General features: G+C 70.0%; 25 protein-coding genes. 16 read left to right on the forward strand and 9 right to left on the reverse strand.

Going from position 1 to position 25,725, the window contains the following annotated elements; genetic code table 11:
* Positions 1-21: 21 nt before the first annotated feature.
* On the forward strand, positions 22-1,278 hold the full coding sequence (locus tag EDD30_RS20155; RefSeq protein ID WP_123678372.1) for a glycosyltransferase: 1,257 nt from the start codon (positions 22-24) through the stop codon (positions 1,276-1,278).
* Between the two features lie 53 nt (positions 1,279-1,331).
* On the opposite strand, the gene EDD30_RS20160 is transcribed toward EDD30_RS20155, so the two are convergent.
* From EDD30_RS20160 to EDD30_RS20175, 4 genes are all read right to left on the reverse strand, one after another.
* Entirely contained in the window at positions 1,332-2,084 is a 753-nt protein-coding gene (locus EDD30_RS20160) for a CDP-alcohol phosphatidyltransferase family protein (protein ID WP_123678827.1), read from the reverse strand.
* A 148-nt stretch (positions 2,085-2,232) separates the two neighbouring features.
* The gene (locus EDD30_RS20165; protein WP_071807304.1) at positions 2,233-3,294 is read right to left on the reverse strand and encodes an iron-containing alcohol dehydrogenase family protein; all 1,062 of its coding nucleotides are present in this window, start codon (positions 3,292-3,294) and stop codon (positions 2,233-2,235) included.
* Positions 3,282-4,013, reverse strand: a complete 732-nt coding sequence (locus EDD30_RS20170; RefSeq protein ID WP_071807305.1) for a phosphocholine cytidylyltransferase family protein — start codon at positions 4,011-4,013, stop codon at positions 3,282-3,284. The genes EDD30_RS20165 and EDD30_RS20170 overlap by 13 nt, the downstream gene beginning before the upstream one ends.
* A 49-nt stretch (positions 4,014-4,062) precedes the next feature.
* A complete protein-coding gene (locus tag EDD30_RS20175) occupies positions 4,063-4,512 on the reverse strand; it encodes an NUDIX hydrolase (RefSeq protein ID WP_244945324.1) in 450 nt (149 codons plus the stop codon).
* A gap of 40 nt (positions 4,513-4,552) precedes the next feature.
* On the opposite strand from EDD30_RS20175, the gene EDD30_RS20180 reads away from it, so the two are divergent.
* The 3 genes from EDD30_RS20180 to eccB all read left to right on the forward strand — a co-directional run bounded on the left by EDD30_RS20180 (position 4,553) and on the right by eccB (position 8,618).
* On the forward strand, positions 4,553-5,647 hold the full coding sequence (locus tag EDD30_RS20180; RefSeq protein ID WP_071807309.1) for an aminotransferase-like domain-containing protein: 1,095 nt from the start codon (positions 4,553-4,555) through the stop codon (positions 5,645-5,647).
* Positions 5,648-5,964: 317 nt separating this feature from the next.
* A complete protein-coding gene (gene corA, locus EDD30_RS20185) occupies positions 5,965-7,107 on the forward strand; it encodes a magnesium/cobalt transporter CorA (protein ID WP_071807307.1) in 1,143 nt (380 codons plus the stop codon).
* A gap of 50 nt (positions 7,108-7,157) precedes the next feature.
* Entirely contained in the window at positions 7,158-8,618 is a 1,461-nt protein-coding gene (eccB, locus tag EDD30_RS20190; protein WP_071807308.1) for a type VII secretion protein EccB, read from the forward strand.
* A gap of 71 nt (positions 8,619-8,689) precedes the next feature.
* Here eccB and EDD30_RS20195 read toward each other — a convergent pair whose 3' ends face one another.
* On the reverse strand, positions 8,690-9,322 hold the full coding sequence (locus EDD30_RS20195; protein ID WP_084556564.1) for a hypothetical protein: 633 nt from the start codon (positions 9,320-9,322) through the stop codon (positions 8,690-8,692).
* 162 nt (positions 9,323-9,484) lie between these two features.
* On the opposite strand from EDD30_RS20195, the gene EDD30_RS20200 reads away from it, so the two are divergent.
* Together EDD30_RS20200 and EDD30_RS20205 are read left to right on the forward strand one after the other, a co-directional pair.
* Complete coding sequence (locus EDD30_RS20200) at positions 9,485-10,015, forward strand: peptidylprolyl isomerase (RefSeq protein WP_071806665.1); 531 nt, start codon at positions 9,485-9,487, stop codon at positions 10,013-10,015.
* A gap of 10 nt (positions 10,016-10,025) precedes the next feature.
* Complete coding sequence (locus EDD30_RS20205) at positions 10,026-10,940, forward strand: rhomboid family intramembrane serine protease (RefSeq protein ID WP_071806664.1); 915 nt, start codon at positions 10,026-10,028, stop codon at positions 10,938-10,940.
* On the opposite strand, the gene EDD30_RS20210 is transcribed toward EDD30_RS20205, so the two are convergent.
* A complete protein-coding gene (locus EDD30_RS20210; protein ID WP_071806667.1) occupies positions 10,899-11,342 on the reverse strand; it encodes a PH domain-containing protein in 444 nt (147 codons plus the stop codon). The genes EDD30_RS20205 and EDD30_RS20210 overlap by 42 nt on opposite strands.
* A gap of 37 nt (positions 11,343-11,379) precedes the next feature.
* On the opposite strand from EDD30_RS20210, the gene EDD30_RS20215 reads away from it, so the two are divergent.
* Positions 11,380-12,510 (forward strand): thiolase family protein, encoded by a 1,131-nt coding sequence (locus EDD30_RS20215; RefSeq protein ID WP_123678373.1) that lies wholly within the window; start codon positions 11,380-11,382, stop codon positions 12,508-12,510.
* A 58-nt stretch (positions 12,511-12,568) separates the two neighbouring features.
* Positions 12,569-13,012, forward strand: coding sequence for a hypothetical protein (locus EDD30_RS20220; RefSeq protein WP_071806934.1), 444 nt, complete (start codon positions 12,569-12,571; stop codon positions 13,010-13,012).
* Here the strand turns inward: EDD30_RS20220 and EDD30_RS20225 are convergent.
* On the reverse strand, positions 13,009-13,884 hold the full coding sequence (locus EDD30_RS20225; protein ID WP_071806935.1) for a transketolase family protein: 876 nt from the start codon (positions 13,882-13,884) through the stop codon (positions 13,009-13,011). The two genes, EDD30_RS20220 and EDD30_RS20225, sit on opposite strands and share 4 nt — an antisense overlap.
* Position 13,885: 1 nt before the next feature.
* Entirely contained in the window at positions 13,886-14,572 is a 687-nt protein-coding gene (locus EDD30_RS20230) for a thiamine pyrophosphate-dependent enzyme (protein ID WP_071806936.1), read from the reverse strand.
* A 48-nt stretch (positions 14,573-14,620) separates the two neighbouring features.
* Between EDD30_RS20230 and soxR the strand changes: the two genes are divergently transcribed.
* The 4 genes from soxR (at position 14,621) to EDD30_RS20250 (ending at position 18,515) form a co-directional block, all read left to right on the forward strand.
* On the forward strand, positions 14,621-15,058 hold the full coding sequence (gene soxR / locus EDD30_RS20235; protein ID WP_280526160.1) for a redox-sensitive transcriptional activator SoxR: 438 nt from the start codon (positions 14,621-14,623) through the stop codon (positions 15,056-15,058).
* 147 nt (positions 15,059-15,205) lie between these two features.
* The gene (locus EDD30_RS20240) at positions 15,206-15,775 is read left to right on the forward strand and encodes a hypothetical protein (RefSeq protein WP_143162792.1); all 570 of its coding nucleotides are present in this window, start codon (positions 15,206-15,208) and stop codon (positions 15,773-15,775) included.
* A 55-nt stretch (positions 15,776-15,830) separates the two neighbouring features.
* Entirely contained in the window at positions 15,831-18,035 is a 2,205-nt protein-coding gene (locus EDD30_RS20245; protein ID WP_071806945.1) for a molybdopterin oxidoreductase family protein, read from the forward strand.
* A 90-nt stretch (positions 18,036-18,125) separates the two neighbouring features.
* Positions 18,126-18,515 (forward strand): hypothetical protein, encoded by a 390-nt coding sequence (locus EDD30_RS20250; RefSeq protein ID WP_123678375.1) that lies wholly within the window; start codon positions 18,126-18,128, stop codon positions 18,513-18,515.
* An 18-nt stretch (positions 18,516-18,533) separates the two neighbouring features.
* Here EDD30_RS20250 and EDD30_RS20255 read toward each other — a convergent pair whose 3' ends face one another.
* Positions 18,534-21,197, reverse strand: coding sequence for a response regulator (locus EDD30_RS20255; protein ID WP_123678376.1), 2,664 nt, complete (start codon positions 21,195-21,197; stop codon positions 18,534-18,536).
* Between the two features lie 170 nt (positions 21,198-21,367).
* Between EDD30_RS20255 and EDD30_RS20260 the strand changes: the two genes are divergently transcribed.
* The 4 genes from EDD30_RS20260 to EDD30_RS20270 all read left to right on the forward strand — a co-directional run bounded on the left by EDD30_RS20260 (position 21,368) and on the right by EDD30_RS20270 (position 25,567).
* Positions 21,368-22,075: a hypothetical protein gene (locus tag EDD30_RS20260; RefSeq protein WP_143162793.1), complete on the forward strand. Its 708-nt coding sequence runs from the start codon at positions 21,368-21,370 to the stop codon at positions 22,073-22,075.
* 596 nt (positions 22,076-22,671) lie between these two features.
* Complete coding sequence (locus EDD30_RS38360) at positions 22,672-23,391, forward strand: hypothetical protein (protein WP_143162794.1); 720 nt, start codon at positions 22,672-22,674, stop codon at positions 23,389-23,391.
* Between the two features lie 447 nt (positions 23,392-23,838).
* Positions 23,839-24,546 carry a DUF981 family protein gene (locus tag EDD30_RS20265; protein ID WP_071806941.1) on the forward strand — a complete coding sequence of 236 codons (708 nt, stop codon included), beginning with the start codon at positions 23,839-23,841 and terminating at the stop codon, positions 24,544-24,546.
* 202 nt (positions 24,547-24,748) lie between these two features.
* Entirely contained in the window at positions 24,749-25,567 is an 819-nt protein-coding gene (locus tag EDD30_RS20270) for a CDP-alcohol phosphatidyltransferase family protein (protein WP_084556604.1), read from the forward strand.
* The last annotated feature ends 158 nt before the right edge of the window (positions 25,568-25,725 follow it).

Raw genomic sequence — 25,725 nt, forward strand, 5'->3', positions numbered from 1 at the left:
ACCACGGTAGCGTTTGTCGCCGTGAAGGTCGTCGTTGCGCACAACCGGTATCGCGAGGCCATCCCCTCGGGGGAGAACGTCATCGTCGACACGGAGATCGCCCAGCTCACCGCGGCGGGCGTCGACGTGCTGCCGTTCCAGCGCGCCTCCGACTCGATCGGCGACCTGCCGGCCGTCCAGAAGGCGCTGCTGCCGGTGTCGCCCATCTACGGCCGGGCGGCGCAACGGGACCTCGCCGAACTGTTGCGGCGGGAGAAGCCGGACCTGATCCATTTGCACAACCCGTACCCGCTGCTGTCGCCCTGGGTGGTGCGCACCGCGCACGCGCACGGCGTGCCGGTCGTCCAAACCGTCCACAACTACCGGCAGGTCTGCGCCTCGGGGCTGTACTTCCGCGACGGGCACAACTGCACCGACTGCCGGGGCAAGGCGCTCGGGTGGCCGGCGATCCGGCACAGGTGCTACCGCGGGTCGGCGGCACAGAGCGCGCTGATGGCGACCACGCTGGCCGTGCACCGCTCGACGTGGAAGTCCGTGGACCGCTACATCGCGCTCACCGGGCAGATCGCCGCGCACCTCGCCGACTACGGCATTCCGGACGACCGCATCGTGGTCAAACCCAACGGGCTGCCGGACCCCGGAGAGCCGGCACCGCTGGGAGACGGTTTCCTGTACGCCGCCCGCCTGTCCCCGGAGAAGGGTCTCGCCCTGCTCCTCGACGCCTGGCGGCGGCACCCCGACGGCGCCCTCGGGCCGCTCCGCATCGCCGGCGACGGCGATCTGCGCCCGCTGGCCGAGCGCGCCGCCGCCGAGCGCGACGACGTGACCTACCTCGGCGCCCTCGACGCCGGAGGCATGGCGGCGGCCCGGCGCGACGCCGCGGTGATCGTGGCCGTACCGACCTGGAACGACGTGCTGCCCACGGTCATCCTCGAGGCGATGGCCGCCGGTCGCCCGGTGCTCGGCACCGACGTCGGCGGCATCCCCTATCTGCTCGGCCTCGCCGGCGAGGAAGATCTGCGCGGCCCGGCCGGCGGAAGAGACCTCCGCGGCCCCGCCGGCGAGAGCGATCTGCCCGGCCCCGCCGGCGAGAGCGCGACGGCTCCTGCCGGGTGGGCGGTGCGGCCGGAGCCCGAGGCGCTGGCCGCAGCGCTGCCGGTCGCGCGCGCGGAGGCGGGGAGCTTCGCCGCGGCGGCCCGGGACCGCTACCTGCGGGCCTTCCACCCCGACGTGGTCACCAAGCAGCTCATCGACGTCTACAACGGCCTCAGCCGGTAGCGGATCACTCCGCTCACGAGTTTGCCACCGCGATCAACCTGGCGCGCGTGCGGTCAGCCGCGGAGGGACTCGCGGCCCGAGAAGGCGATGCTGGCCGCCAGGAACGCCCCGTTGACCAGGGTGAACGCGCCGATGACCCAGATGCTTGCCTGCGGTGCGACGGTGAGGACCACCCCGGCCAGCGCGATCACGGCGCCGTAGTCGCGAACCAGCTTGACCAGGCGGACCGGCAGCGACCGGCTGGTGACCATGCTGGCCGCCTGCGACCCGGTCTGCATGACCGAGGTGACCAGGTTGACCATCCAGGTGCCCGCGAACGCGGCGAGAAGCCAGGCCGGGGTCGCCGGAACCTGCGCCTCGGCGGTCGCGGCCAGGGCCGCCACCAGGGCGACCTGCGCCGCCACGTCGCAGAGGACGTCGACCCTGCCACCGGCCGGGCTGGTCTGCCCGGTGACGCGGGCAAGCTGGCCGTCCGCGCAGTCCAGGGCGTACGCGAACTGCCAGCCGACCAGGGCGAGCAGGCCGACCGGCCAGGCCCACACGTGGTCCTCGGCCACCGGGCCCGCCGCCGCGACGACGACGAACGACACGAGGCAGCTCAGCCCCAGGTTGGCCACCGTGAGCACGGTGGGCGCGAGGCGGCGCTTATGGGCGAACACCGCGATCCGGGCGCCGATGCGCTGGCTGATCGCCTCACTGAACAGCCCGCCGCCGCGGTTGACGGCGTAGTAGTCGGCGGCGGTCGGCGCCGCTCCCGGAGCCGTCGTCGCATGCGGTCCGCCCGACGGCGGGGCGCCGCCCGCCACCCGGGTCGGGTCCGGGCCTCCCGGTGGTGCGGCGCCCCCGGCGCCGGCGGGTCCGCCGGCGTCTCCGGGTTGACCGGCGTTCTGACGGCTGACTCCGGACCCGCCCGCGGCCTGGCCGCGGCCGGGGATCGGGGCGGAGCCTCGGGGGTCAGCGGTCGGCGACGGCGTCGACATATTCGGCCAGCTTCCTGCTGATCTCGTCCCGGGACAGGGCGAGGTGCTCGAGAATCGTGTAGCGGTCCGGCCTGGTCCTCGGGGCGAACTGCACCACCTCGACGAACTGCTGCGGCTCCAGGCCGACGTCGGCCGGTGTCCGCGGGAGCTGATGGCGGGCCAGGCAGTCCGACATCTGCGCGAAACGCCGCTCGTCCCCCCGCAGGAACGTGCAGAACAACGCCCCCAACCCCGCCAGCTCCCCATGCGAGCCGGTGCCTGGGAACAGGGTGTCGGTGGCGTGGATGATCTCGTGGCACCCGCCGCTGCACGGCCGGCTGCTGCCGCACACCGCCATGGCCAGGCCGCTCGAGATCAGGGTTTCGGCGAGGACCGTGACGAAGGCGTCGTCGTGCATGTCGCCCGGCATGGTCAGCATCGCCTCGGCGCCGACGCGCGACAGCGAGGCGGCCAGGCCGTCGACCGGCTCGCCGCGCACCTCGCGGCCCAGGTCCCAGTCGGCCAGGGCGCTGATGTTGCTGATCACGTCGCCGATGCCGGCGCGGTTGACCCGTTCCGGGCCGTTTTCGACGAAGTCCAGGTCGACGATGACGGCGTAGGGGATGTGCACCCCGTAGGAGCCCTTGATGCCGTCGTTGATCAGGCTCGCGACCGGGGAGGCGATGCCGTCGTGAGCGAGGCTGGTCGCCACCGAGACCATCGGCATGCCCCAGCGGTTCGCCGCATACTTCGCCGCGTCGATGGTCTTGCCGCCGCCGACGCCGACGACCGCGTCGTAGGTGCGGGTGCGCAACTTGGCGCTCAGCTCCAGCGCAGCGTCCAGCGTGCCGCCGCTGGTGGTGAAGACGTCGGCAGAGTCCAGCGTCGGCCGGATCAGCTCGGCGATCTTCTCGCCCTGGCCGGGCCCCACCACCACCGCGACATCGCCGCCGGAGGAGATGCGCCCGTCGGCCAGGATGGTGCCCAGATCCGCGACCGCCCCCCGGCGTACGTCGATGTGCAGGGGGGTCTGGACGCTGCGGGCTAGTAACGGCATGCGATGTCCCGGGCCTTGGCCAGGTCCTCGTGGTTGTCCACCTCGACCCACGGGACGTCGCCGATGGTCGCCGCGCGGATCTCGCCGCCGCGGTTGGCGTACTCCTGGTAGCCGTCCTCGTAGTACAGGTCGGGGTTGCGCTCCCAGGTGGTCTTGAGCGAGTCGGCCAGCTCGGCGGCCGCGGAGGCCTCGATGACCGTGGCGCCGATGTATTCGCCGAAGGCGTCGGCCGGATCCATCAGCTTCGTGATCTTCGTGAGCCGGCCGTCGGCCGAGAAGACCGTCTTCATCTCCTCGTCGGCCAGCTTCTTGACGTTGTCGACGGCCAGCAGGATGCCGGGCCCCCGCTGGGCCAGCAGGGTGTGCTCGATGCTGACCGGGTGCACGGTGTCGCCGTTGACCAGCAGTGCACCCTGGGCGAAGTGGTCACGCGCCAGCCACAGCGAGTACGCGTTGTTCCACTCCTCGGCCTTGTCGTTGTGCACGAGGCTGATCTTCACGCCGTACTTGCGCTCGAAGGCGTCCTTGCGCTCCTCGACCGCGCCGGCGCAGTAGCCGACGACGACCGTCACGTCGGTGAGCCCCGCGGCCGCGAGGTTGCGCAGCGAGATGTCCATGATCGTGGTCTCCCCGTCCACGGGGACGAGCGCCTTCGGCAGCGTGTCCGTGTACGGACGCAGCCTGCGTCCGGCGCCGGCGGCGAGTACCAGACCGATCATGGTGGTCCTTCCGGGTCGAGGAGGGTGCCTGCCGAGGATAACCGTGCGCTCATACACCGAGAGTGCGCAGGACCGCGAAGCCCTCCTCGGCGATCCGGCGGATGATCCCGTCGTCCAGCTCCCGATTCTCGTCCAGCACCGCCAGTTCGTCCGGGCCGAGCCAGCGGCACTCCGTGTGCTTGCCCTCCTCCAGTCTGGGCCGGGACAGGTCGCCCTCGACGCGGACGAGGAAATCCGTTTCACGGCGGTCGACTCCGTCGTCGCCGGTCCACGTGTGCTCGCCGGCGATCCCCAGGACGGCGGCGAGGCGCCAGCCGGTTTCCTCGAACAACTCCCGCGCCAGCGCCTCGGTGACCGTTTCGCCGGGTTCCACGTGGCCGCCCACGATGTCCCAGGTGTTCGGGAAAAGCTTGCGTTCGGCGGAGCGTCGCTGAAAGAACATGCGGCCCTCGTCGTCCACGACGAGAGCACCGGCGACGCGCAAGGGGTCAAGGCACACGCCGAAAAATGATATAGAGCCTGCTCGTAAGCTTGTGCGCATGACCGCTGAGCAGCTGATCTCATTCGCCCGGGGCGCCCCGTCCCTGGACATCGTCGACGTGGCGGGCCTGAAGGCCGCCGCCGCGCGGGCCTTCGACGCCGACCCGGCCGGGGTGACCGCCTACGGCACGTCCGTCGGTTACGTTCCGCTGCGGAAGTGGATCGCGGAGAAGCACGGGGTCGCCCCGGAGCAGGTCATCGTCACCAACGGCTCGTTGCAGGCGGACGCGTTCCTCTTCAACCACCTGGTCCAGGCCGGTGACGACGTGATCGTCGAGAAGCCGACGTACGACCGCACCCTGCTGAACCTGCAGAACCTCGGCGGCAAGGTGCACCAGGTCACCATCCAGCCGAACGGCATAGACGTCGACGAGCTGCGCGGCCTGCTGGAGAACGGCCTGCGCCCGAAGCTCGCGCACATCATTCCGAACTACCAGAACCCGGCGGGTGTCACCCTTTCGCTGGAAAAGCGGCGGGCACTGCTCGCCCTCGCCGCCGAGTACGGCTTCGTGATCTTCGAGGACGACCCGTACGTGGACATCCGGTTCCGCGGCGAGGCGCTGCCCTCGATGCTCTCGATGGACGAGAACAACTCGGTCGTGCACGCGTCGAGCTTCACCAAGACCGTGTGCCCGGGTGTCCGCGTCGGCTATCTCGTCGGCCCGGCCGCGCTCATCGACGCGATCGCCAAGAAGGCCACCAACCTCTACATCTCGCCCGGCATGGTGTCCGAGGCGATCGTGCACCAGTTCTGCGTCTCCGGCGACATCGACCGCTCGATCCGAACGGTGAGCGCGGCCCTGGCGGAGCGGGCGCAGGTGCTGGCCGCCTCGATCCGTACGCACATCCCGGGTGCGACCTTCACCGAGCCGGACGGCGGCTACTTCCTCTGGGTGGACCTGCCGGACGACGTGGACGTGGACGCGCTGTTCCCTGCGGCCATGAAGAAGGGTGTGGCCATCGTCAAGGGCAGCGACTTCCTGCTCGATGGCGGCAAGCACTCCGTCCGTCTGGCCTTCTCCGCGGTGACCGTCGACCAGATCGACGAGGGCGTCCGACGGCTGGCCGAGGCGATCGCCGAGGTCCGCGCCTGATACCTGCCCGACTGTCGGATTTCTGACAGTTGGGCCGTCCTGCCGGTTCCGGGTTTCCCCCGGGACCGGCATTCGGCCCACAATGCTTGCGGCGTCAAGCGCGCGAGCATGCGGTGTGACGCGATGACCTTTACCCCGCCCCCGGCGCCGGGCGGGCCGCTCGCACCCTCACCCCCCGGAATGCGGCCGGTCCGCCCGGCGCCACCCTCCACCTACCCGTGCGGCGTAAGTGGGCTGCGAACGGGGCACCTTCGCGGGCGTAACCTCGGGCAGGCCCGTCGCCGAGGTTCGGGCGGATCACCCTGGGGGAGGCAGTCATGAGCGAGAGCAGCCTGCGCCGCATTCGGACGACCGGCGTGAACAGGTCGCTGTCGCGGGCGTGGACCGCACCCGTCAGGGCGATGAACCGGTTCCTCGGCACCACCGACGAGCCGGTTCCCGCGCCGAGCGAGCAATTCCTCGGCAGCGCGGTCGTCGACTGCGGCGTCTACGTCGACGGCAAGCGGGAGCCCGGCGAGTTCTCCCCGGACGAGGCCCTGCACGAGGCCTGCAACCGGGACAACGCCTTCGTCTGGCTCGGGCTGCACGAGCCGTCGCAGGACGAGATGTCCGCGATCGCCCGCATCTACAACCTGCACGAGCTCGCCGTCGAGGACGCGGTCAAGGCCGAGCAGCGGCCCAAGCTCGAGCAGTTCGGCGCTGTGCACTTCCTGGTGTTGCGCACCGCCCGCTACGTGCCGCACGGCGAACTCACCGAGACGTCGCAGGTCGTCGAGACCGGCCAGGTGATGATCTTCGTCGGCGACCGGTTCGTGATCACCGTCCGGCATGGGGACGCCACCCGGCTCGCGCCGGTCCGGGCCGACATGGAGGCGCGGGGAGACCTGCTGGCGCAGGGGCCGTGGGCGGTCGCGTACGCGGTCACCGACCGGGTCGTGGACGCGTACGTCGAGGTGGCCGACCAGGTCGAGGCGGACCTCGACATCCTCGAGGAGGGCGCCTTCTCGCGGGACACCGGCAGCCCGGTGCAGGCGATCTACCAGATGAAGCGCGAGATCGTGGAGTTCCGCCGGGCGGTCGTCCCGCTGCAGCGCCCGCTCGCGACCATCACCGCACCGCAGAGCCGGCTGGTGCCCAAGGAGATGCGGCGCTACTTCCGGGACGTGCAGGACCATTTGACGCGTACGGTCGAACAAGTCTCCTCCTACGACGACCTGCTGAACTCGATCCTGCAGGCGCGCCTGGCGCAGGTGACCGTCGACCAGAACAACGACATGCGCAAGATCGCCGCCTGGGCCGGCATCTCGGCCATCTGGACCGCGTTCGCCGGCGTCTACGGGATGAACTTCGAGCACATGCCGGAGCTCGGCTGGCAGTACGGCTATCCGGGCGTGATCACGGTGATGCTGCTGATCTCCGTGCTGCTCTACCGTGCCTTCCGCCGCAACGGTTGGTTGTAGCGGGTGCCCGGCCTCTAGAGTGGCGAGGTCATCGCGGGGAGGGAAGTCGCGTGCCGTCTCGGCAGGATCAGCTGCACTCGTACCAGTACGCGCAGCAGCGAGTGGTGGCCGCACTCGTCACCCATGACCCCGATCCCCACCGCTCCCCGCTGCGCAAGGCCGGCACCACGGTGCTGGTCGGCGTCGTCGTGGCCGCGCTCGCGGTCGGTGGCGCCGCTCTCTACGGCCTGCTCACGGGCCGCAGCACGGTCGACCCGAGAAACGACGCGGTGGTCTTCCTCGAGAAGGGCACCGGCGCGCGCTACGTCTACCTGAAGTCCGACGAGAAGATGCACCCGGTGCTCAACTACGTCTCCGGGATGCTGATCGCCAACTCCCCCACCCCCGAGCTGAAGAACGCCTCCCGCGAGAGCCTCGCCAAGGTCCCGCTCGGCGAGCCGCTGGGCATTCCGGACGCGCCCGACTCGCTGCCGCCGGCCAAGGGCGGCCTGCTCAAGAACGTCTGGACGGTGTGCTCGCAGGCACCGCAGGCGCAGGGCGGCTCCGACGCGCCGCAGAGCGTGCTGTCGATCGGCGACGGCGTCGGCGGCGGCACCGAGCTGCCCGTGCCGCGCGCGGACACCCCGCCCGACCAGCTCCGGGGCCTGCTGGTCACCGACACCTCCGACCGGACTTTCCTGGTCTACAACAACAAGCGCTTCCGCGTCCCTCCCGAGCGCCTCCAGCAGATCCGGGTCCGGTTCCGGTGGAACCAGGAAGCCCTGCCGGTCGCCGCGGCCTGGATCAACGCGGTCCCGATCGGTCCCGACCTCGGACCGCCCTCGCTCGGCGACCTCGGCGCGCGCTCCGAGGCCGGGCCCGATCTCGACGTGGGGCAGCTCCTGCGTGTCGAGAGCGAGGGCAACACGCCCGACCAGTGGGGTGTCGTGCTCGAGGACGGCGTGGCCGACCTCACCGAGGTGCAGGCCAGCCTGATGCAGGCCGAGCCGGGGGCGTCGGCCCCCACCGCGATCTCGACCACCACCTACGGCAACATGCCCCGCTCCGGCCCGGGGACGCAGCTCGTCGCCGACGCGAACGCGGCCGGCCTGCCGCCCGCCGTGCCCGTACTGCTCAACGGCCCGGACAGCGTCTGCCTGACCTACGACGGTGCCGCGAACGGCGGCGTCGTCGTCCGGATCGGCCCGGTCCTGCCCGAGGGCGCCGCGGTGGCGGGTGAGCCGGCCGTGCCGGGCGGCGTCCGCGCCGACCGGGTGCACGTGCCGCGGGGCAAGGGCGCCGTGGTGGTCTCCGTCGCCTCGCCGAACGCTCCCGCCGGCAGCGGCACGGTCAGCATCGTCACCGACACCGGGCGCCGTTACCCCCTGGCCGGCCGCGACGTGCTGGCCAAGCTCGGCTACGGCGGCGTCGAACCCCAGGCCGTCCCGGGCCAGTTGGCCGCCCTGCTGCCGCAGGGACCCTCCCTCGATCCGGTACGCGCCGGCGAGGCCAACGCCGCGCGCAACGACTGACGGACACGCACGACGGCGGGCGAACTCCCGTGCCGGGGAGCCCGCCCGCCGTACGGTGGCGAACCGAGGGGTCAGATCTTCTTGCTGTCGGGCATCAACGCAGGGTCGGAACCGACCGCGCCGACGGCCGGTTCGGAGCTGCCGGCCGGCGTGACGAAGCCCGACTGGCCGGACAGGTCGCCGGGCTCGAACGCCGCGTCGTCGGCTCCGGTGGTGCTGCTCAGCGGGCGGGTCGGGTCGTACTCGTCCCACTGGTCGGCGCGCCGCTTGCGCATCACGTAGGCTCCCGCCGCGCCGATCGCGGCGCCGGCGAGCGCGAGCTTCACCAGCCTGCCGCCGCTGCTCTTCCTGCCGGTCGCCTTGCTGGCCTTCTTCTCCAGCTTCTTGGCGTTCTTCCTGCTCGACTTGGCGGCCTTCTGGTTGGCCTTCGCCGTCTTCCTGCCGGTCTGCTTGGCGTTGTCGCTCGCCGCGGCCATCAGGGGCCCGAGCGTCGCGATGGCGCTGTCCCAGCCGCTGGTCGCCGCGCCCTTCGCCTTGCTGGCCGCCGGCTGGACGCGGTCACGCGCGGCGGCGATCTTGGGCCCCACGGTGGCGCTGGTCTCCTGGGCGGCGAGCGAGGCCGCACGCTTGAAGTGATCAACGCTCTGGCCGAGCTCGCTCTTCATCTTCGCGTTGCGGTTCTTACGTCGCATAGTTGCGAACACCAGTGCACCTCCTGTGGTTCTCTCCCGGGTCCATGCTGCCCTCTTGGGTACCCCCGCGTACCCGGTTCTGACACATGGGGCAGGATCCGAACTGCAAAGAACTGTCCAGCGCCGGTCCCTACGCCAGCGGACCGGCGACCGCGACACCCGTTAGGAGTACCCGTGGCTGAGAAGCTTTACGCCACCCTGCACACCAACCACGGTCCGATCCGGCTCCAGCTCTTCCCGGACCACGCGCCGGCCACCGTGCGCAACTTCGTGGAGCTTGCGGAGGGCACCAAGGACTACACCGACCCGCGGACCGGCCAGAAGGGCAGCGGCCCGTACTACGACGGGACCATCTCGCACCGGGTCATCGCCAACTTCATGATCCAGATGGGTGACCCGACGGGCACCGGCCGCGGCGGCCCGGGCTTCCAGTTCGCCGACGAGTTCCACCCGGAGCTGCAGTTCGACCGTCCGTACCTGCTCGCCATGGCGAACGCCGGCCCGGGTACGAACGGCTCGCAGTTCTTCATCACGGTCAGCCCGACCCCCCACCTCAACCGGCGGCACACCATCTTCGGCCAGGTCGCCGACGAGCAGTCCGCCAAGGTCGTGGACTCGATCGCCACCACGCCGACGGGCCCCGGCGACCGTCCGCGCGAGGACGTCGTCATCGAGCGCGTCGAGATCGATCGGGTCGCCGGTTAGTCTCTGACACATGAGTGAGTCTCCGGTGACGGTTCCGGTCTGTTACCGACACCCGTCGAAGGAGACCTATGTCCGGTGCGCCCGCTGTGAGCGGCCGATCTGCCCGGACTGCATGAACGAGGCCTCGGTCGGCCACCAGTGCCCGGAATGCGTCGCCGAGGGGCGGCGCACTCAGCGGTCGGCCCGCACCGCCTTCGGCGGGAGCGCGGCCGGCCGTTCCGGCACGGCCACGAAGGTCCTCGTCGGCATCAATGTGTTCGTCATGATCGCCTCCATCATGTCCGGAGGCGCGAACGCCGTCGCCGGCGGCGGCTGGGGCGGCCTCCTCGGCAGCGACACCCCGCTGACTCGGTGGGGCGCCGTCCTCGGCGGCGCGGTCTACGGCCCGGCCGGCGACGTCGACGTGCACGGCATCGCCGGCAACGGCGAGTGGTATCGCCTGATCACGGCCATGTTCCTGCACTACGGCGTGCTGCATCTGCTGATGAACATGTACGCACTGTGGATCCTCGGCCGCGACCTCGAACGGGCGCTCGGACCGCTGCGCTTCGTCGGCCTCTACGCGCTCGCCGGGCTCGGCGGCAACGTCGCGGCGTACGTCTTCTCGCCGCCCAACCAGAGCACGGCCGGCGCCTCCACCGCGGTCTTCGGCCTGATGGCGGCCATCTTCGTGCTGCTCAAGCGCCTCAAGCTGAGCGTCGCCCCGATCCTCCCCGTGATCGTCATCAACGTGATCTTCACCTTCGCGGTCACCGGCGTCTCGATCGCGGGCCACCTCGGCGGCCTCCTCACCGGCGCCGTCGTCGCGGCGATCCTGGCGTACGCGCCGCGGGCGAAGCGCAACCTCGTGCAGGGCGCCGGGCTGGCGACGGTGTTCGTCCTCCTACTGATGATCGCGATCTACCGCACCTTGGCTCTGCTCTGAGAGCTGCTGGAGGGCCCGCGCCACGTCCTCCGGTGCCGCGCCCAGCTCGGGAGCGCCGAAAAGATGCAGGCTCTCCCCCGCGTCGATCTCCAGCAGTTCGCTGCGGATCCCGCGGCGGGCGCGGCGGTCGACCCTGATCCGCTCGATCCGCGACCACGGCAGGTGACGTCGCCCGGCGAAGCCCACGGCCACGGTGACGCCGGTGATGTCCGCCGCCAGCCGGACGGGGTGAATCAGGTCACGGAACCCCCAGGCGGCCAGGCCGAGACCGGCCACGACTACCAGCACCCACTGCACAGGATCCCGTCTTCCGAACGCCGCCACCAGGGCGATCAGGGCCGCCGCGCCGAGGAGTTTGACCGCGGGCAGGGCGGGCTTCACGCGCCACTGGTGAGGTGCCATGGTCACAACTATCGCAGTCTCGCGTAACGTCGGCGGTATGCGAGATGCGGTGATCGTCGGGGCGGTGCGGACCCCCGTGGGACGGCGAAACGGCGGGCTTGCGGGCGTGCACCCGGTCGATCTTTCGGCCGGAGTGCTGCGCGCCCTGGCGGAGCGGTCGGGGCTCGACCCGGCCGATGTCGAGGACGTGTTCTGGGGATGCGTCTCCCAGGTCGGCGAGCAGTCGTGGAACATCGGTCGCCACGCCGTGCTCGGGGCCGGCTGGCCCGAAGCGGTGCCGGCCACGACCATGGACCGGCAGTGCGGCTCCAGCCAGCAGGCCCTGCACTTCGCGGCCGCGACCGTGCTCTCCGGGCAGGCCGACCTGGTGGTCGCCGGCGGCGTCGAGTCGATGAGCCGGGTGCCGATGGGTTCCAGCGCCGCCGGTGCGGATCCCTACGGCGACACGGTCAAGCAGCGATACGGCAACGCCGTCTTCAACCAGGGCGTCGGCGCCGAGATGATCGCCGAGCGCTGGGGCTTCTCCCGCCAGCAGCTCGACGAGTACGCGCTGGCCAGCCACGCCGCGGCGGGCAAGGCGCAGGACGCGGGCGAGTTCGACGCCGAGATCGCGCCGGTCGGCGACATCGGGCGCGACGAGGGCATCCGCCGCGACACCACGCTCGAGAAGCTGGCCGAGCTGAAGACCCCGTTCAAGCCCGACGGCGTCGTCACGGCGGGCTCCGCCTCGCAGATCTCCGACGGCGCCGCCGCGCTCGCCGTCACCACGTCACGCTGGGCGGCCGCCCACGGCCTGCGGCCGCTGGCGCGGATCCACACCGCCGTCGTCGCCGCCGACGATCCGGTGATCATGCTGACCGCGCCCATCCCGGCCACCGCGAAGGCGCTCGCCAAGTCGGGTCTCACCCTCGGCGACATCGGCGTGTACGAGGTGAACGAGGCGTTCGCACCCGTACCGCTGGCCTGGCTGGCGGAGACCGGCGCCGACCCGTCCCGGCTCAACCCGCGCGGCGGCGCGATCGCCCTCGGTCACCCGCTCGGCGCATCCGGCGCCCGCATCATGACCACGATGCTGCACCACATGAGGCAGAACGACATCCGCTACGGCCTGCAGACCATGTGCGAGGGAGGCGGAATGGCGAACGCCACGGTGGTCGAGATTCTGTAATTCGATATTCATCGTGACGGCCCCGCGCCTTTCCCTTTCCGTCACGCGTTGAACGCACATGGACGTGTTCTCCCGTACGTTCCTTCCCGCCGCGGCCGAGGCCGGGGTCGCCATCCCCACCGTGAGCCGGCACATGCCGATCTTCCGCCGCTGCGTGGAGCCGGACGACACGACGGTGCTCGTCACCCGGTGCGTCAACCCGGATCGTCCGCTGGCCGGCGACTTCCTGCTGCTGCTGACGTACCGCCGGCTGGTGATCACCCAGGAGACCCGGGTGCTGCACCGGCTGCGGCTGCACCTCAACGCGAACCTGCGCCACCTGAGCGACGTGACCTGGAACCCGGACCTGCGCCAGTCCGCCGTCGAGGTCGCGGCCACCGCCGTGGACGGCGTCCGCGAGCGCTTCCGCATGCGTGTCGGCGAGCCGGACCGCGTCTGGCACTTCGACGCCCTGCTCAGGCACGTCTTCCGCGACCGCCGCAGTCTGAGCATCGCCGCCTAGTCCCGGCTTGTGAAGGCGCTGATGGAGGCGCGCAAGCCGGCCGGGTCGAGACCGTGCCAGCGGGCGTGGTCGGCCGGTGAGCCGTAGCGCCGCTGCTCGGCCCGGCCCACCCCGAGGTGCAACTCCCGGTGGGGTACGGCCGACAGCGCCGCGGAGACGATCCGGCTGGACGTTCCCTCAAGGTACGGCTCCACGACGACGATCTCGGCGGTGACCAGTTCGCGCAGTCGTGCGGTGTCGAGCGGCCGTGGCGTGTTGGTGTAGGCCACCGTGACGTCCAGGCCGGTGGCGAGGACGGCGTCGAGCATCGGTCCGACGGCCAGCACGACCGCCCCGCCGACCGGACCGCGGCGGATCACCTTAAGGTCCACGCCCGGATAGGCATGCCGGTTCTGCTGCGTGGACAGGCGGACGTATACCCGGTCGTCGTGCCGCGCGGCCGCACGGAGCAGGTCCGGCACCTCGTCCGGATGACCGGGTACGTGCACCGTCCAGCCCTCGAGGGTGTCGAGCAGCGCGACGTCTCCCGGCGACTGGTGCGTGTAGCCCTCGGCCGACGCGTCGTACGAGGCGCCGATGCTCACCAGCACGGCGCCGGCGTCCTGGTGGCCGAGGTCGAGCTTGATCTGCTCGTACGCCCGGTCCACGACGAACGGCGCGTACGAATGCACGTACGGTCGCATCCCGGTGAGCGCGAGCCCGCCCGCGACGCCCGTCATGAGCTGCTCGCGGATCCCGACGTTGATCACCCGGTCGGGGTGGCGCCGCAGCGCCGGCGCGAAGGCGGCGGCCGAGATGTCGGCGAGGACGAGGGCGGTCCGCGGGTCCTCCTGCAGGAGGGCGGTCGTGGTGGCGACGAACGTCTCTCGCATGTCAGTGTCCCTTCGGTGCGACGGTGGCGATGACGACGTGCGGCCGGCGCGGCCGTACGTCCGGCCTCAACGCGACCTCCAGCGCGTCGCGGTCGTGCCCATCCACCGAGGACACCGTCCAGCCGACGAAGTGGCTCGCGATCCCGCCCGGCCGGCCGTGGGTGGCGGACCGGTTGTCGATGACGATCGCGGTCAGGGGCAGCCCGGTCGCCGCCGCGTACGCGATGGCCTCGTGGTTCGATCCCTCGTCCAGCTCGGCGTCGCCGAGGAGCACGAACGTGTGCGCTTCGTCGTACCCCTGTGCTCGCAGGCCCATCGCGGTGCCGACGGCGAGTCCGAGACCGTGACCCAGCGATCCGGTCCCGATCTCCACCCCCGGGATCAGCACGCGGTCGGGGTGATGGCCGAGGTGGCTGGTGCTGCTGCCGAGGTCGTCGAGCCATTCCTCGGGAATGAAACCCTTGGCCGCGAGGACGGCGTAGTAGGCGGCGGGACCGTGTCCCTTGGAGAGCAGGAAGCGGTCGCGGTCGGGCTCGTCGGCGGTCCCGGGCGAGACGCGCAGGATGCGGTCGTAGAGCACCCACAACACGTCGAGCGTCGAGTACGCGCTGGGCGCGTGCTTGTGGTCGCCGGTGATCCTGGTCAGCAGCAGTCCGAGGGGATCTGATCTGATGGCTGTCGCGGTCATGTCCGTAGCCTGCAACCTAAACTTCACTTCAACTCAAGGAAGGCGCCTGTGGAGCTTCTCACCATCGGCGACATGGCGGCCCGCAGCGGCGTGGCCCCGTCGGCGCTGCGCTACTACGAGCGCGAGGGCCTGATCCGCTCGACCCGTACGGGCGGCAACCAGCGCCGATACGAGCGCCACGAACTGCGCCGGGTGGCGTTCATCAAGATCGCGCAGCAGGTCGGGGTGTCCCTGCAGGAGATCCGGGTGGCGCTCGCCGCGCTGCCGGAGAACCGGACGCCCACCAAGGCGGACTGGGCCCGGCTGTCCGCGCGGTGGCGACGCAAGCTCGAAGAACGCATCGCCGTCATGGAACGGCTGCGCGACGAGCTGACCGGGTGCATCGGATGCGGCTGTCTGTCGCTGCAGCGCTGCAAACTGATCAACCCGCGGGACCAGCTCGCCGAGCGTGGCGAAGGACCCCAAATGATCATCAACCCGCCCTGAACCGGAGAGCCCGGACGTCTGCCTCGCCGGTCTTGCCCATGCCGTCTCTTTCGGGCACCCCTGGCCGGCATCAGGACCTTTTCCCACCACGCATCGACCAAGGCGGCAGATCATGCAGTCCGGGGGCCGTGGTCGAGGGAGGCGCCTGTGCACGACACCGGAGGCATGGCACGCGTTTGTGCGGCACTCCTGGGCATCCTGCTCACCCAGCAAGCCTGTGACGCGCGGAAGCCCGCGCCTTCACCGACCTCGTCCGCGGCGGCGTCACCGTCACCGTCCGCCCAGGATGTCTTCCGCGGCGACCGGGAAGTGCTGTTGCTTCCCGTCGGCAGCGCGGCGACGCTGGCGGTGGGCGAGACCGGCTGGATCGAGCTCACCGACGACTTCGGCGACCGCGCCCTCTTCGTCCTCACCAAGGCCGACGGCGACCGCTACCGCATCCGCACGGCCCGCCTGCGCACCGGCGGCAAGGCGTCCTGCATCGAGGTGGGTAAGGCCGGCGCCGTCACCGCGGCGCCCTGCGACGCCGCAAAGAACGGTCAGGTGTTCCGCATCCGCCGGTCGGGCACGGCCTACACGCTCTGTACGGGCAAAGACACGTGCCTGGTGCAGAGCCCGGCGAGCGGGGTGCGGGCGGTACCCCTGGCCGCCGGCACACCCGGAAAAGACGCGCTGTTCTTCGTGCCAGACCGTGGCCGCGCGTCGATCGGGATGTGATACTCGCCGGTAGCAACCGAGGGCCGCGGTGGCGCGGCCGGAAGGCTGGTGGCTCGTGACGGACGACACGACGCGTACGGCGTACCGGACCTGCCCGCTGTGCGAGGCCGCCTGCGGCCTCGAACTCACCGTGACCGGCGACCGGATCGTCTCCGCCCGCGGCGACCAGCGGCACGTCTTCAGCGGCGGCTTCATCTGCCCGAAGGGCGCCACCCTCGGACAGTTGACCGCCGACCCGGACCGGCTGCGCCGCCCGCTCGTGCGGCGCGGCGACCGCCACGAGGAGGTCGGCTGGGACGAGGCGTTCGAGGCCGTCGAGGCGGGGCTGCGCCCGATCCTCGAACGTCATGGCCCCGACGCCGTCGCGCTGTATCTCGGCAATCCCAACGTGCACACCATGGCGGGCGGTCTCTACGTATCGCCGCTGCTGCGTGCCGTCGGCAGCCGCAACATCTTCAGCGCCAGCACCGTCGACCAGATGCCCAAGCACGTTGCATGCGGCTACCTCTACGGCAATCCGCTGGCCATTCCGGTGCCCGATGTGGACCGTACCGATCTTCTTCTGGTACTCGGCGCCAATCCGTGGGAGTCCAACGGCAGCCTCGCCACCGCGGCCGACTTCCCTGGCCGGCTCAAGGCGATCCAGGCCCGCGGCGGCCGGTTCGTGGTGGTCGACCCGCGACGCACCCGCACCGCCGAGCACGCCGACGAGCACCTCTTCATCCGGCCGGGCACCGACGCGTACCTGCTCTTCGGGATCGTCCACACGCTGTTCGAGGAGGGGCTGACCGATCTCGGGCGGCTCGCCGGCCACGTGACGGGCGTCGAGGCGGTGCGCGAGCTGGCCCGCGCCTTCGCGCCCGAGGTGGTGACCGCCGCCTGCGCCGTACCGGCGGATCGCATCCGCGGGCTCGCGCGGGAGCTCGCGGCCGCACCCACGGCGGCCGTGTACGGACGGATCGGCACCTGCACGGTCGAGTTCGGCACGCTGACCAACTGGCTCGTCGACGTCGTCAACGTGCTCACCGGCAACCTCGACCGCCCCGGTGGGGCCATGTTCCCGCTCGCGGCGCACCTGCGTACGCGGCCGCAGCCGGGTGGGAAGGGCTTCCGCGTCGGCCGGTGGCAGAGTCGGGTCCGCGGGCTGCCCGAGGTCAGGGGCGAGCTGCCGGTCGCCACTCTCGCGGACGAGATGGAGACGCCGGGCGACGGGCAGGTGCGTGCGTTCGTCACGGTGGCCGGCAACCCCGTGCTCTCGACACCGAACAGCGGGCGGCTGGACCGGGCACTCGGCGGGCTCGAGTTCATGGTGAGCGTCGACCCGTACCTCAATGAGACGACCCGGCATGCCGACGTCGTCCTGCCGCCCTCCGACGCCACCCGCAAGGGACACTACGACTTCTCGTTCCTGGGGCTCGCGGTGCGCAACTTCGCGGCGTACTCGCCACCGGTGCTTCCGCCGGACCCGGCGGAGATGGACGAGTGCGACATCCTCGCGCGGCTCACGCTCATCGTCACCGGCAAGGGCGCCGATGCCGACCCCGCGGAGCTGCACGAGCACATGCTGCAGGAGATGCTGCAGAAGGCCGCGTCCGCAGACCTCCGGAAGCTGGTCGACGGAGACCATCCGGCCGAGCGCCTGCTCGACGTCGCATTGCGCACCGGCGCGTACGGGGACCAGTTCGGTGCCCGGCCCGACGGCCTCTCCCTGGCCCGCCTCCTGGCCAACCCGCATGGCATCGACCTCGGACCGCTGCAGCCGAGGATCCCGGAGATCCTCCAGACCCCGAGCGGCACGATCGAGCTGTGCCACCCAGCGATCGCCGCCGACGTGTCCCGGCTGAGCGAGGCTCTCCCGCGGCGGCGCGACGACCTCGTCCTGGTCGGCCGACGCCACCTGCGCTCCAACAACAGCTGGATGCACAACGTTCCGGCGCTCGTGAAGGGCCGGGACCGGTGCACCCTCCACATGCACCCGAAGGACGCGGAACGGTTCGCCCTCACCGACGGCGACGAGGCCGAGGTGATGTCACGAGCGGGCACGGTGGCGGTGCGGGTCGAGGTCACCGACAAGGTGATGCCCGGCGTCGTGAGCCTGCCGCACGGCTGGGGCCACGGCCTGCCGGGCACCCGCATGTCGGTCGCCGCGGAGCGGCCGGGGGTGAACAGCAACGTGCTGACCGACGAGTACGCGACCGATCCGCTTTCGGGGAACAGCGTGCTGAACGGCATCCCGGTCGAGATCAAGGCGCTCGCCTGACAACCTCGAACCTTCCAGGTTGTTCTTCCTTGTCTGCTTGCGCAGGCTCCAAGCCGGTCGACAAGCAAGTCTTTCAGCAAGGGAGTGACCATGAACCTCAAGCGCGTCGCAATCGCTGTTGCCGCCCTGGCGACGGCGCTCGTCGTCACGCCGGGCGCTGCCATCGCCGGTCCCCACGACAATGCGAATGCCACCGTGAGCGGCGTGTCGGGTGTCGACGCCAACGACGCCGGCTGCGCGACGGGCTTCTTCTGCCTGTACACCCAAGGGTGGCAGAACGGCATCAAGTTCAACCTGTACCACTGCCGGACCTACAGCCTGAACAACTGGAACGGCGTCGGCTCCTTCAAGAACAACAACACGGGCGGGGCGCAGGCCCAGTTCCTCGACCGCAACTACCGGGTGATTCGCACCAGCACCCCGGTCGAGTCCGTCGACAACTTCGACTTCTCCCCGGTGTGGTACGTCCGAGCATGCTGATGGATCGCCGTGGGGCGTTCAGGCGACGACCATGTTCGACCTGATCGTCAGGCCGGTCAGCTCGCCGACGGTACGGGCCATCTCCGCGAGGCCCTCGGCGGTGTCGGTCTTGCCGGCGATGGCGATGACCTTTCCGCTGAGGCGGTTCCTGTCGGCCTCGCTGAGGATGTGCGCGGTGAGCACGACCACGGGGATGCCTCGGGTTGCCGGGTCCTCGTGCAGAGCAGCGATGACATCGAAGCCGTCCAGGCCCGGCATGATCAGGTCGCAGATGATCAGGTCGAAGGGGCGGCTCCGGGCCGCCGCGAGACCGTCGACGCCGCTGGCGGCGGTGGTGACCTGGATGCCTTCGGCGCTGAGTGTGGCGTCGATGAGCTCCAGGCCCTGCGCGTCGTCGTCGATCGCCAGGACCTGCAGACGCTCGTCGCCGCCCGGCGGGACGAGACCGTGGCGCGCCATCCAGGTCAGCAAGGTGGTGCGGTCGACGGGTTTGACGAAGTAGTCGACGGCTCCGAGCGCCACTCCGACGGCAGCGTCGTCGTGAACGCTCACGATGAGTACGGGAACGTGCCGGAGCCGCTCGTCGCGCTTGAGGCCGGCCAGGACCTGCCAGCCGTCGATGTCGGGCAACTCGATGTCGAGCAGGATGGCCTCGGGATCGTTCGCGCGGGCGGTGGCCAGTCCCTGTTCGCCGCTGGCCGCGACGGTGACGTGGTAGCCGGCCCGCCGCAGGGGAGTGGAGAGCAGTTCCGCCGCGGCCGGATCATCCTCGATGACCAGTACCCCGCCGCGGGCGCCGCCGGCCTCGACGGCGGCGGGAGTGCCGGCGGTCGGCAGATAGACGGTGAACTTCGCGCCGTGGCCCGCTTGCGAGACCAGCTCGATGCGTCCGCCGTGCGCGTGCACGAGGCGGCGGGTCAGCGCGAGTCCCAGGCCGGTCCCGCCGGCGCGGTGGTGCTCCCCGCCGACCTGCTGGAATTCCTCGAAGGCGCGCTGCTGGTCCTCGGCGGCGATGCCGGGTCCGGTGTCGGCCACGCTGATCGCGACGTCATGGCCGACGCGGCGCGCCGCGACGAAGATCTTGCCCTGCTCGGGGGTGAACTTGATCGCGTTGGACAGCAGGTTCGTCACGATCTGGCGCAGTCGCGTCCGGTCCGCGTGGGCGCGCAGCGGTGACACGGCCACGGTGATGTCCAGTTGCTTGCGCTGAGAGAGCGCCTCCAGGGTCGTGATGACCTCATTGATCGCCTCCTGCACGTCCACCGGCTGGCACCGGAGCTGGACGTTGCCGGATTCAATCTTGGCTAGGTCGAGGACCTCGTTGATGAGGTTGAGCAGATGCTTGCCGCTGGAATGGATGTGGCCGATCCACTCCGTGGGCACGCTCGTCTGTCCGTCCGCGGCCGGTTCGGTGCGCATCAGGTCGCTGAAACCGATGATCGCGTTCAGTGGGGTCCGCAGTTCGTGGCTCATGTTCGCCATGAAGTCGCTCTTGGCCTTGCTCGCGACCGTCAGGGCGGAGACCGAGGCGGACAGTTCGCCGGTGAGCCGTTCACGGTCGGTGAGCAGTTCCGCGCGCTGCCCCAGCGCGGCAGCCTGGCCGGCGAGCTCCCCGAGCAGTTGCACGTCGTCGTCGGTGAACAGGTTGCGGTGGGTGTTGAGCAGCAGCAGGACCGCGGCGCCGGTCGGCAGCCGCAGCGGTGCCACGGTGACGAAGTGCAGTCCGCCGGCTCGCGCATATTCCAGCGCCTCCGCCGGGGGCGGTCGTCGACGGTCGTCGACGCTGGCGCTGCCGCTGAACCCGAGCAGCTCGGCGCGGGCGGCCGTCGTGTGGGCCCCGTCCGGCCGGCCGGGCACACCGACCCGTGCGACCTCCTCGAGAGGCCCATCGCCGGCGGAGATGAGCACGACCACGCCGCCCGAGGACGTGGCCCGGCGTACCGCCTCGGCATAGCACTGCCAGATTTGTGACGCGGGAGCGTCCGGCGGCGCCTGCAACAGTTGACGCACCACGTCGTAGGCGGCCCGGTTCGACCACGCTCGCCGTGCCCACGCCGGGGGCGCGAACGCCATCAGGTAGCCGGCCGCGGACACCACGGCGATCAGCCGCGCGGCCTGCCGCGCGCGCTGCGCGGCCTCCGGGTCGCCGGAGCCGGCCCCGGCAAGCAGGATCGCCACCGCGAACAACGCGGTGGCCGCCGCCGCCAGCCACAACCGGGTCCGCGCCGCTCCGGCGCGTGCCATGGCCAGACGGGTCAGGAACCACGCGGCGACGATCTCCGTAACCACGAACACGGCCACCACGAGCAGCACGGCCGAGGAACTCAGGGCCTCGCCTCCGATGGCGAGCAGTACGGCACTGACGAGCCATCCCGCAAATGCCGACCAGTACACCGCGGCCGGAACCGGCCCGACCCGCCGCGCCACGCGCAGGGTCAGGAACGGCTGTCCGAGCAGCAGTACGGATGCCGCCACCTCGACCGGCCGCGGAGGCTCGCCGACCACCTGGCTCAGCACGGCGAGAACGAACAGCACCGCCATGGCGGAGAACATCACCACCACGTCGCGGTGCAACCCGTCGCGTCTGCGCAGGTAGCCGACCAGCAGGCGGAGGAACACGGCGGTGAACAGCGCCTCCGCCACCAGCGTCAACCACAGGGCTCCGACGCTTTCCTCTTCCATAGGAAAAAGGTACAACTCGGTGGTATTGCCTAAACGACGAACGCGCCTTTCGGGCTCGGCGCTGTGCGGGTCGGCCGGCGTGAGCGCTTCGGGTCCGACCGGGATATGCAAGCCTGCCGGGCCCGACATTGATCAAGATCACGTCGACGCTTGAAGATCTTGACGCGTCCGTGACGGCCGCGTACGCCCAGACCTCGACCGCTCTGAACGGTGCCCGCGTGCTGGCCGCCGAGACCGGCGCCAGCCAGGCCGGCTATGACGAGAAACTGGCCGTCGCCATCAAGTTCGGCCGCGGCGACGACTCCGCCCTCGTCGAGCTCGCCGACCGGGACTTCGTCATCGCGATCTGGAACCACGTCAAGAACAAGCCTGACCACCTCGAGGTACGCACCGCCGCCGAACAGGCCTTCAGCAGCGCACCGCAGGAAGCCGACCAGGCCTGCTATGAGTTCATCGTGACCGGCGTATTCGCCGCGTTCGACCGCGACACCGCGCGGGAGAAGCGCGAAGCCGACGCCAAACGCCACAGCGACCTGGCCCGCACCACGGCCGCCGCCGCGATCGACATCGTCGCCGACGCTGAGCTGCTGAACGGCACCGACGCCACCTTCATCCGGCTGATCTGGGAACGCGTCACCGACGATCCCAAGTGGCCGAAGGTGAAGGCCGCCGCCAGCGCCGCCCGCGGCGGCACCCCGGAACAGCAGCAACAGTTCATCGCTACCGGCCTCGCCGCGGCGGCCAAAGAGGACACCGACGACCGCATCGCCGCCGACACGAAGAAGACCGAAGAGGAGAAGGCAGCCGCCCCGGGGCCAAGGCCGCCAGGCAATTCGCCGCGAACCGCGTCGGCCTGCCGGTCACCGAGCAGTTGCTGACTCCATCATCAACGCCGAAGACCGCACCAAGTGCGTCAGCCCGGGAAGCGACAGCACGTTCGTACTGCGCACCTGCGATGGCCGGCCGGATCAGCACTTCTCCCACCGTAAGGCCGGCAGCAACTACATCTGGGTCAACGAGCACAGCAACCAGGCCATCACAGTCCGAGACGGCAGTCGTGACAACGGCGCCGCCGCCGTCGCGGGGCAGCTCACCAACGCTGATAGCCAGCAGTGGTCCGCGATCCGCAACAAATGGCCGCTGAACCAGGGTGCCGACCCCGAAACCGCCACTGTCCGGTGGGCGGACTTCGATGGTGACGGCAAGGACGACTACCTGGCCGTCGACGCCAACGGCGCGGTGCAGGCCTGGCTGAACCGCGGTGGCGACGGCCAGGGCGGCTGGCACGGCGGGGGCATCGTCGCTTCGTAACGATGGACGTCCGGGCCCCGTTGCTCTGCGTTCGCGCAGGTCAGCGGGGCCTTCTCCATAGTCAGGAGCGGAGGGCGTGGACCCGAACCCGCGGCGACGCGCATTGAACCAGAAGTCCTGCCGGTTCGTATCCCCCTCGGGACCTTCCTATATGGAGGACGGCGTGGTGGCAGAGCAGGACCGACTGACGGAGAGCCGCGGCGAGACGGACGCGTCCGCAACACGACGTCGCCGCCTGGAGAAAATGGCATTGGTACTGACGGCCGTCGGCACCATCGCCGCAGTTCTTGGCCTCGGCCGCGACTTGACCGACAGTACTGTCACCTACGACGACATCAAGCGCGCCGCGTGTGTGGTTCTGAGTTGCTCACCCGCGGAACCGATTCCTTCGCCCGTCAACTCCGCTCCGCCCCCGTCCGTGTCTCCGGAGCCGACGACGAAACCGTCCCAGCCAACCGTAAAGGCAACGACACCTCCCGCCGGCGAAGCGGCCGGAAAGCCGACGGCAAGGATCGTCGTTCCGGACGGTGGTGACACTCCCCTGTGTACCCCGATCAGCGGGACCGTGTCCGGTCTCGAAGGCGACCGGGCCGCCTGGCTTCTTGTGAAGGGTCCGGCCACAGGCGAGCTCTATTACCTCCTCGGCGAGATCGCCCTCAGATCACCCGACGCTACCGACTGGAATTTCAGAGCACAGCAAATTGGCGATCCGGGAGCCAAGGGAAAGACATTCCAATTGCGGGTCATCGGCACCGAAGGCGATGCCACGGCCGAATACCATCGCGCATCCGCGGAACTGAAAAGCTATGTCCACCTGCCGGCGAAGTACGAACTCTTGGACGAGGCAGCCGTCACCATCGTCGACGACATCCCGTGCAGATAGCTGATCGTCCGCCCACAAGCTCGTACGGCTTCCACGGCCGAAACCGGGCGTGTACCGGGCCCGGTGCTGCGCGCATGACCTGTAGCGCGGCCACGACCTCGACACCGCGCCGTCCGGCATCCGCTCGACCACTGGCCCAAGGGCGAGCTTGGCCGCTGGGAGCGGATGTTGAGCGGTGCACCATCCGCCCTGCCCCCGGATAGCTCGACCTGGTAATGCTCCGTCACGTCCGGGTGGGTGACGGTGACAGGCAGATGCTGATGTTGGTGTCGTGGGTTGATGGACACCGCCGAGGCGCGACAGCACACCGATGACCTGGACGAGAACGCGAAGGATGTATTCGCGTCGTTGACCGTGAGGAACGGCGAGACACAGCACTACTAGTGAGGGTCAGCTCGATCCGCTCCCCAACTTGACCATCCCGTGCACCACCCTTGGGAGCATCCGATGCGACTGATCATGTTCAACACGACCATGGGCGTTGCCGCCGGGATCGCCCTCATGCTCGTCCCTCGCTTCTGGGCAGTCGTCCGCGGCGACCACCCACCGCTGCTCCTCGTCAGCCCGCAGCGGGCCGCCGGAGGATGGGCCGCGACCTTCGGCGCCCTCGGTGCCATCCTCACCAGCCTGGGCTTCGTCATGACGGTGTGGCATCCCCTGGCCCCGGCCAAGGACTACATCGACACGATCTTCGGCGAGCCGACGCTGATCCTGGGCGTGCTGCTGCTCACCGCGGCCTGGCACCTCGCCCGCTCCGGCGACCCCCTCGACCCGGAGCGGCTGCGGACCGCACTGTCGCCGGCGAGCTGGGTGGTCTTCTGGCTCGGCATCGTCCTCGCCTGGTGCGCCGCCGCGATCGTCCGCTTCGACGCGGTCTCCTCAGCACCGGCCGAAGAGCCCATCACCGGCCTGCTGCACGACTGGCCGATGGTCGAGAACCTGTTCTTCGCCATCGTCCTGTACGGCCTCGCCGCGGTCGGCTGCCTCGCCTTCCCGTTCGCGATCCGCCCCACCAGCCGCGTCGCCTGGCCGATCATGTACTGGGCATGGACCGTGTCCGGTGTCGCGTTCGCGCTGTTCTCGGCGATGAATTTCTACACGCACACCGGCCTCCTGATCAACCTGGGAACAGACGGAGTCGACTTCCGTTGGTGATTTCCCGGTCCCGCACCGAACGGCTCGCCCAGTCCATTTCATCGCCGAAGAATTCCCATTTTCCGACGAATCTTTGCTCTGACCCGAAGGATCCCGCTTGTGCGAACTGCCGGTTTGCTTTCCCTCCGTTTGAACCTTGCGAGGTTGGCAAACGTGTTGGTGGAGGGCGACACCCAGGTGTGAGCAGGCTTCAGGAGGAAAGATGACGGTTCTCGCACGACGCGAGACAAGTTGGCGTGTTCACCCGCCAACGCTGGGTGCCATCGTGCAGGTGGCGCTGCTCGTGTCGCTGTGGGTGACCGTCGGGCTCGGCCTGATCGGATCACTCGTTGGTCTAGGGTTCACGGCCTGCACGTGGGTGCTGCTCAACCGCGCACTGAACCAGCCCGATGTCCGTCGCTGGGGACCGGCGGACAGCATCACGTTTGGTCGTCTCATCCTGACGGGGGGTGTCGCCTCCCTGGTAGCCGACGCCATCGCCGGGAGCGTGCATCACCTTGCGCTGGTCGCTCTCGCTGTCGTGTCCCTGGTCCTCGATGCGGGCGACGGCCAGGTTGCGCGCCGCACCGGAACGGCATCCCGCTTCGGAGCGCGTTTCGACATGGAGGCTGACTCTGTCTTAGCCGTCGTGCTGAGCATCTACGTCGCCACCCACCTTGGATGGTGGGCTGTCGCCATGGGCCTCTTTCGCTACTTCTTTGCATTCGCTGCCAGGGTGACGCCGTGGCTGAATGCCCGGCTTCCCCCTCGACTGTCGCGAAAAGTCGTGGCCGCCTCGCAGGGTGCAGTACTGGTTGTCACAAGTACGGCATTGCTCCCTGCGACCATGGCTCAGTTCTGCGTTGCGCTCACGCTTGCTGCGCTCTCTTGGTCGTTTGGCGTTGACGTACGGTGGTTGTGGCGTCAGGAGGCCTTGCGGCGGAAGGATGCGCGAGCCGGGAAGGTAGCAAACGCAAATAATGGACCGGGTGTCGACACTGGCGGATCGGGCCTTCAGGCAGTCGGCCCCGCGATATTGTGATCGGCCGGATCGAGAGTCGCCTGCACCGAGCCGACCGTGCCGTGCTCGTGATGGTAATGGCTGCACGCCCCCGACGGCAACAAAAGAGGAAAGCGGAAACAGGCGGTGCTGAATAGTTGTCTGCGTGTACGCCCGCACCGGATAAACCAATGCCGCGG

The sequence above is a fragment of the Couchioplanes caeruleus genome (assembly GCF_003751945.1).
Classification (GTDB): domain Bacteria; phylum Actinomycetota; class Actinomycetes; order Mycobacteriales; family Micromonosporaceae; genus Actinoplanes; species Actinoplanes caeruleus.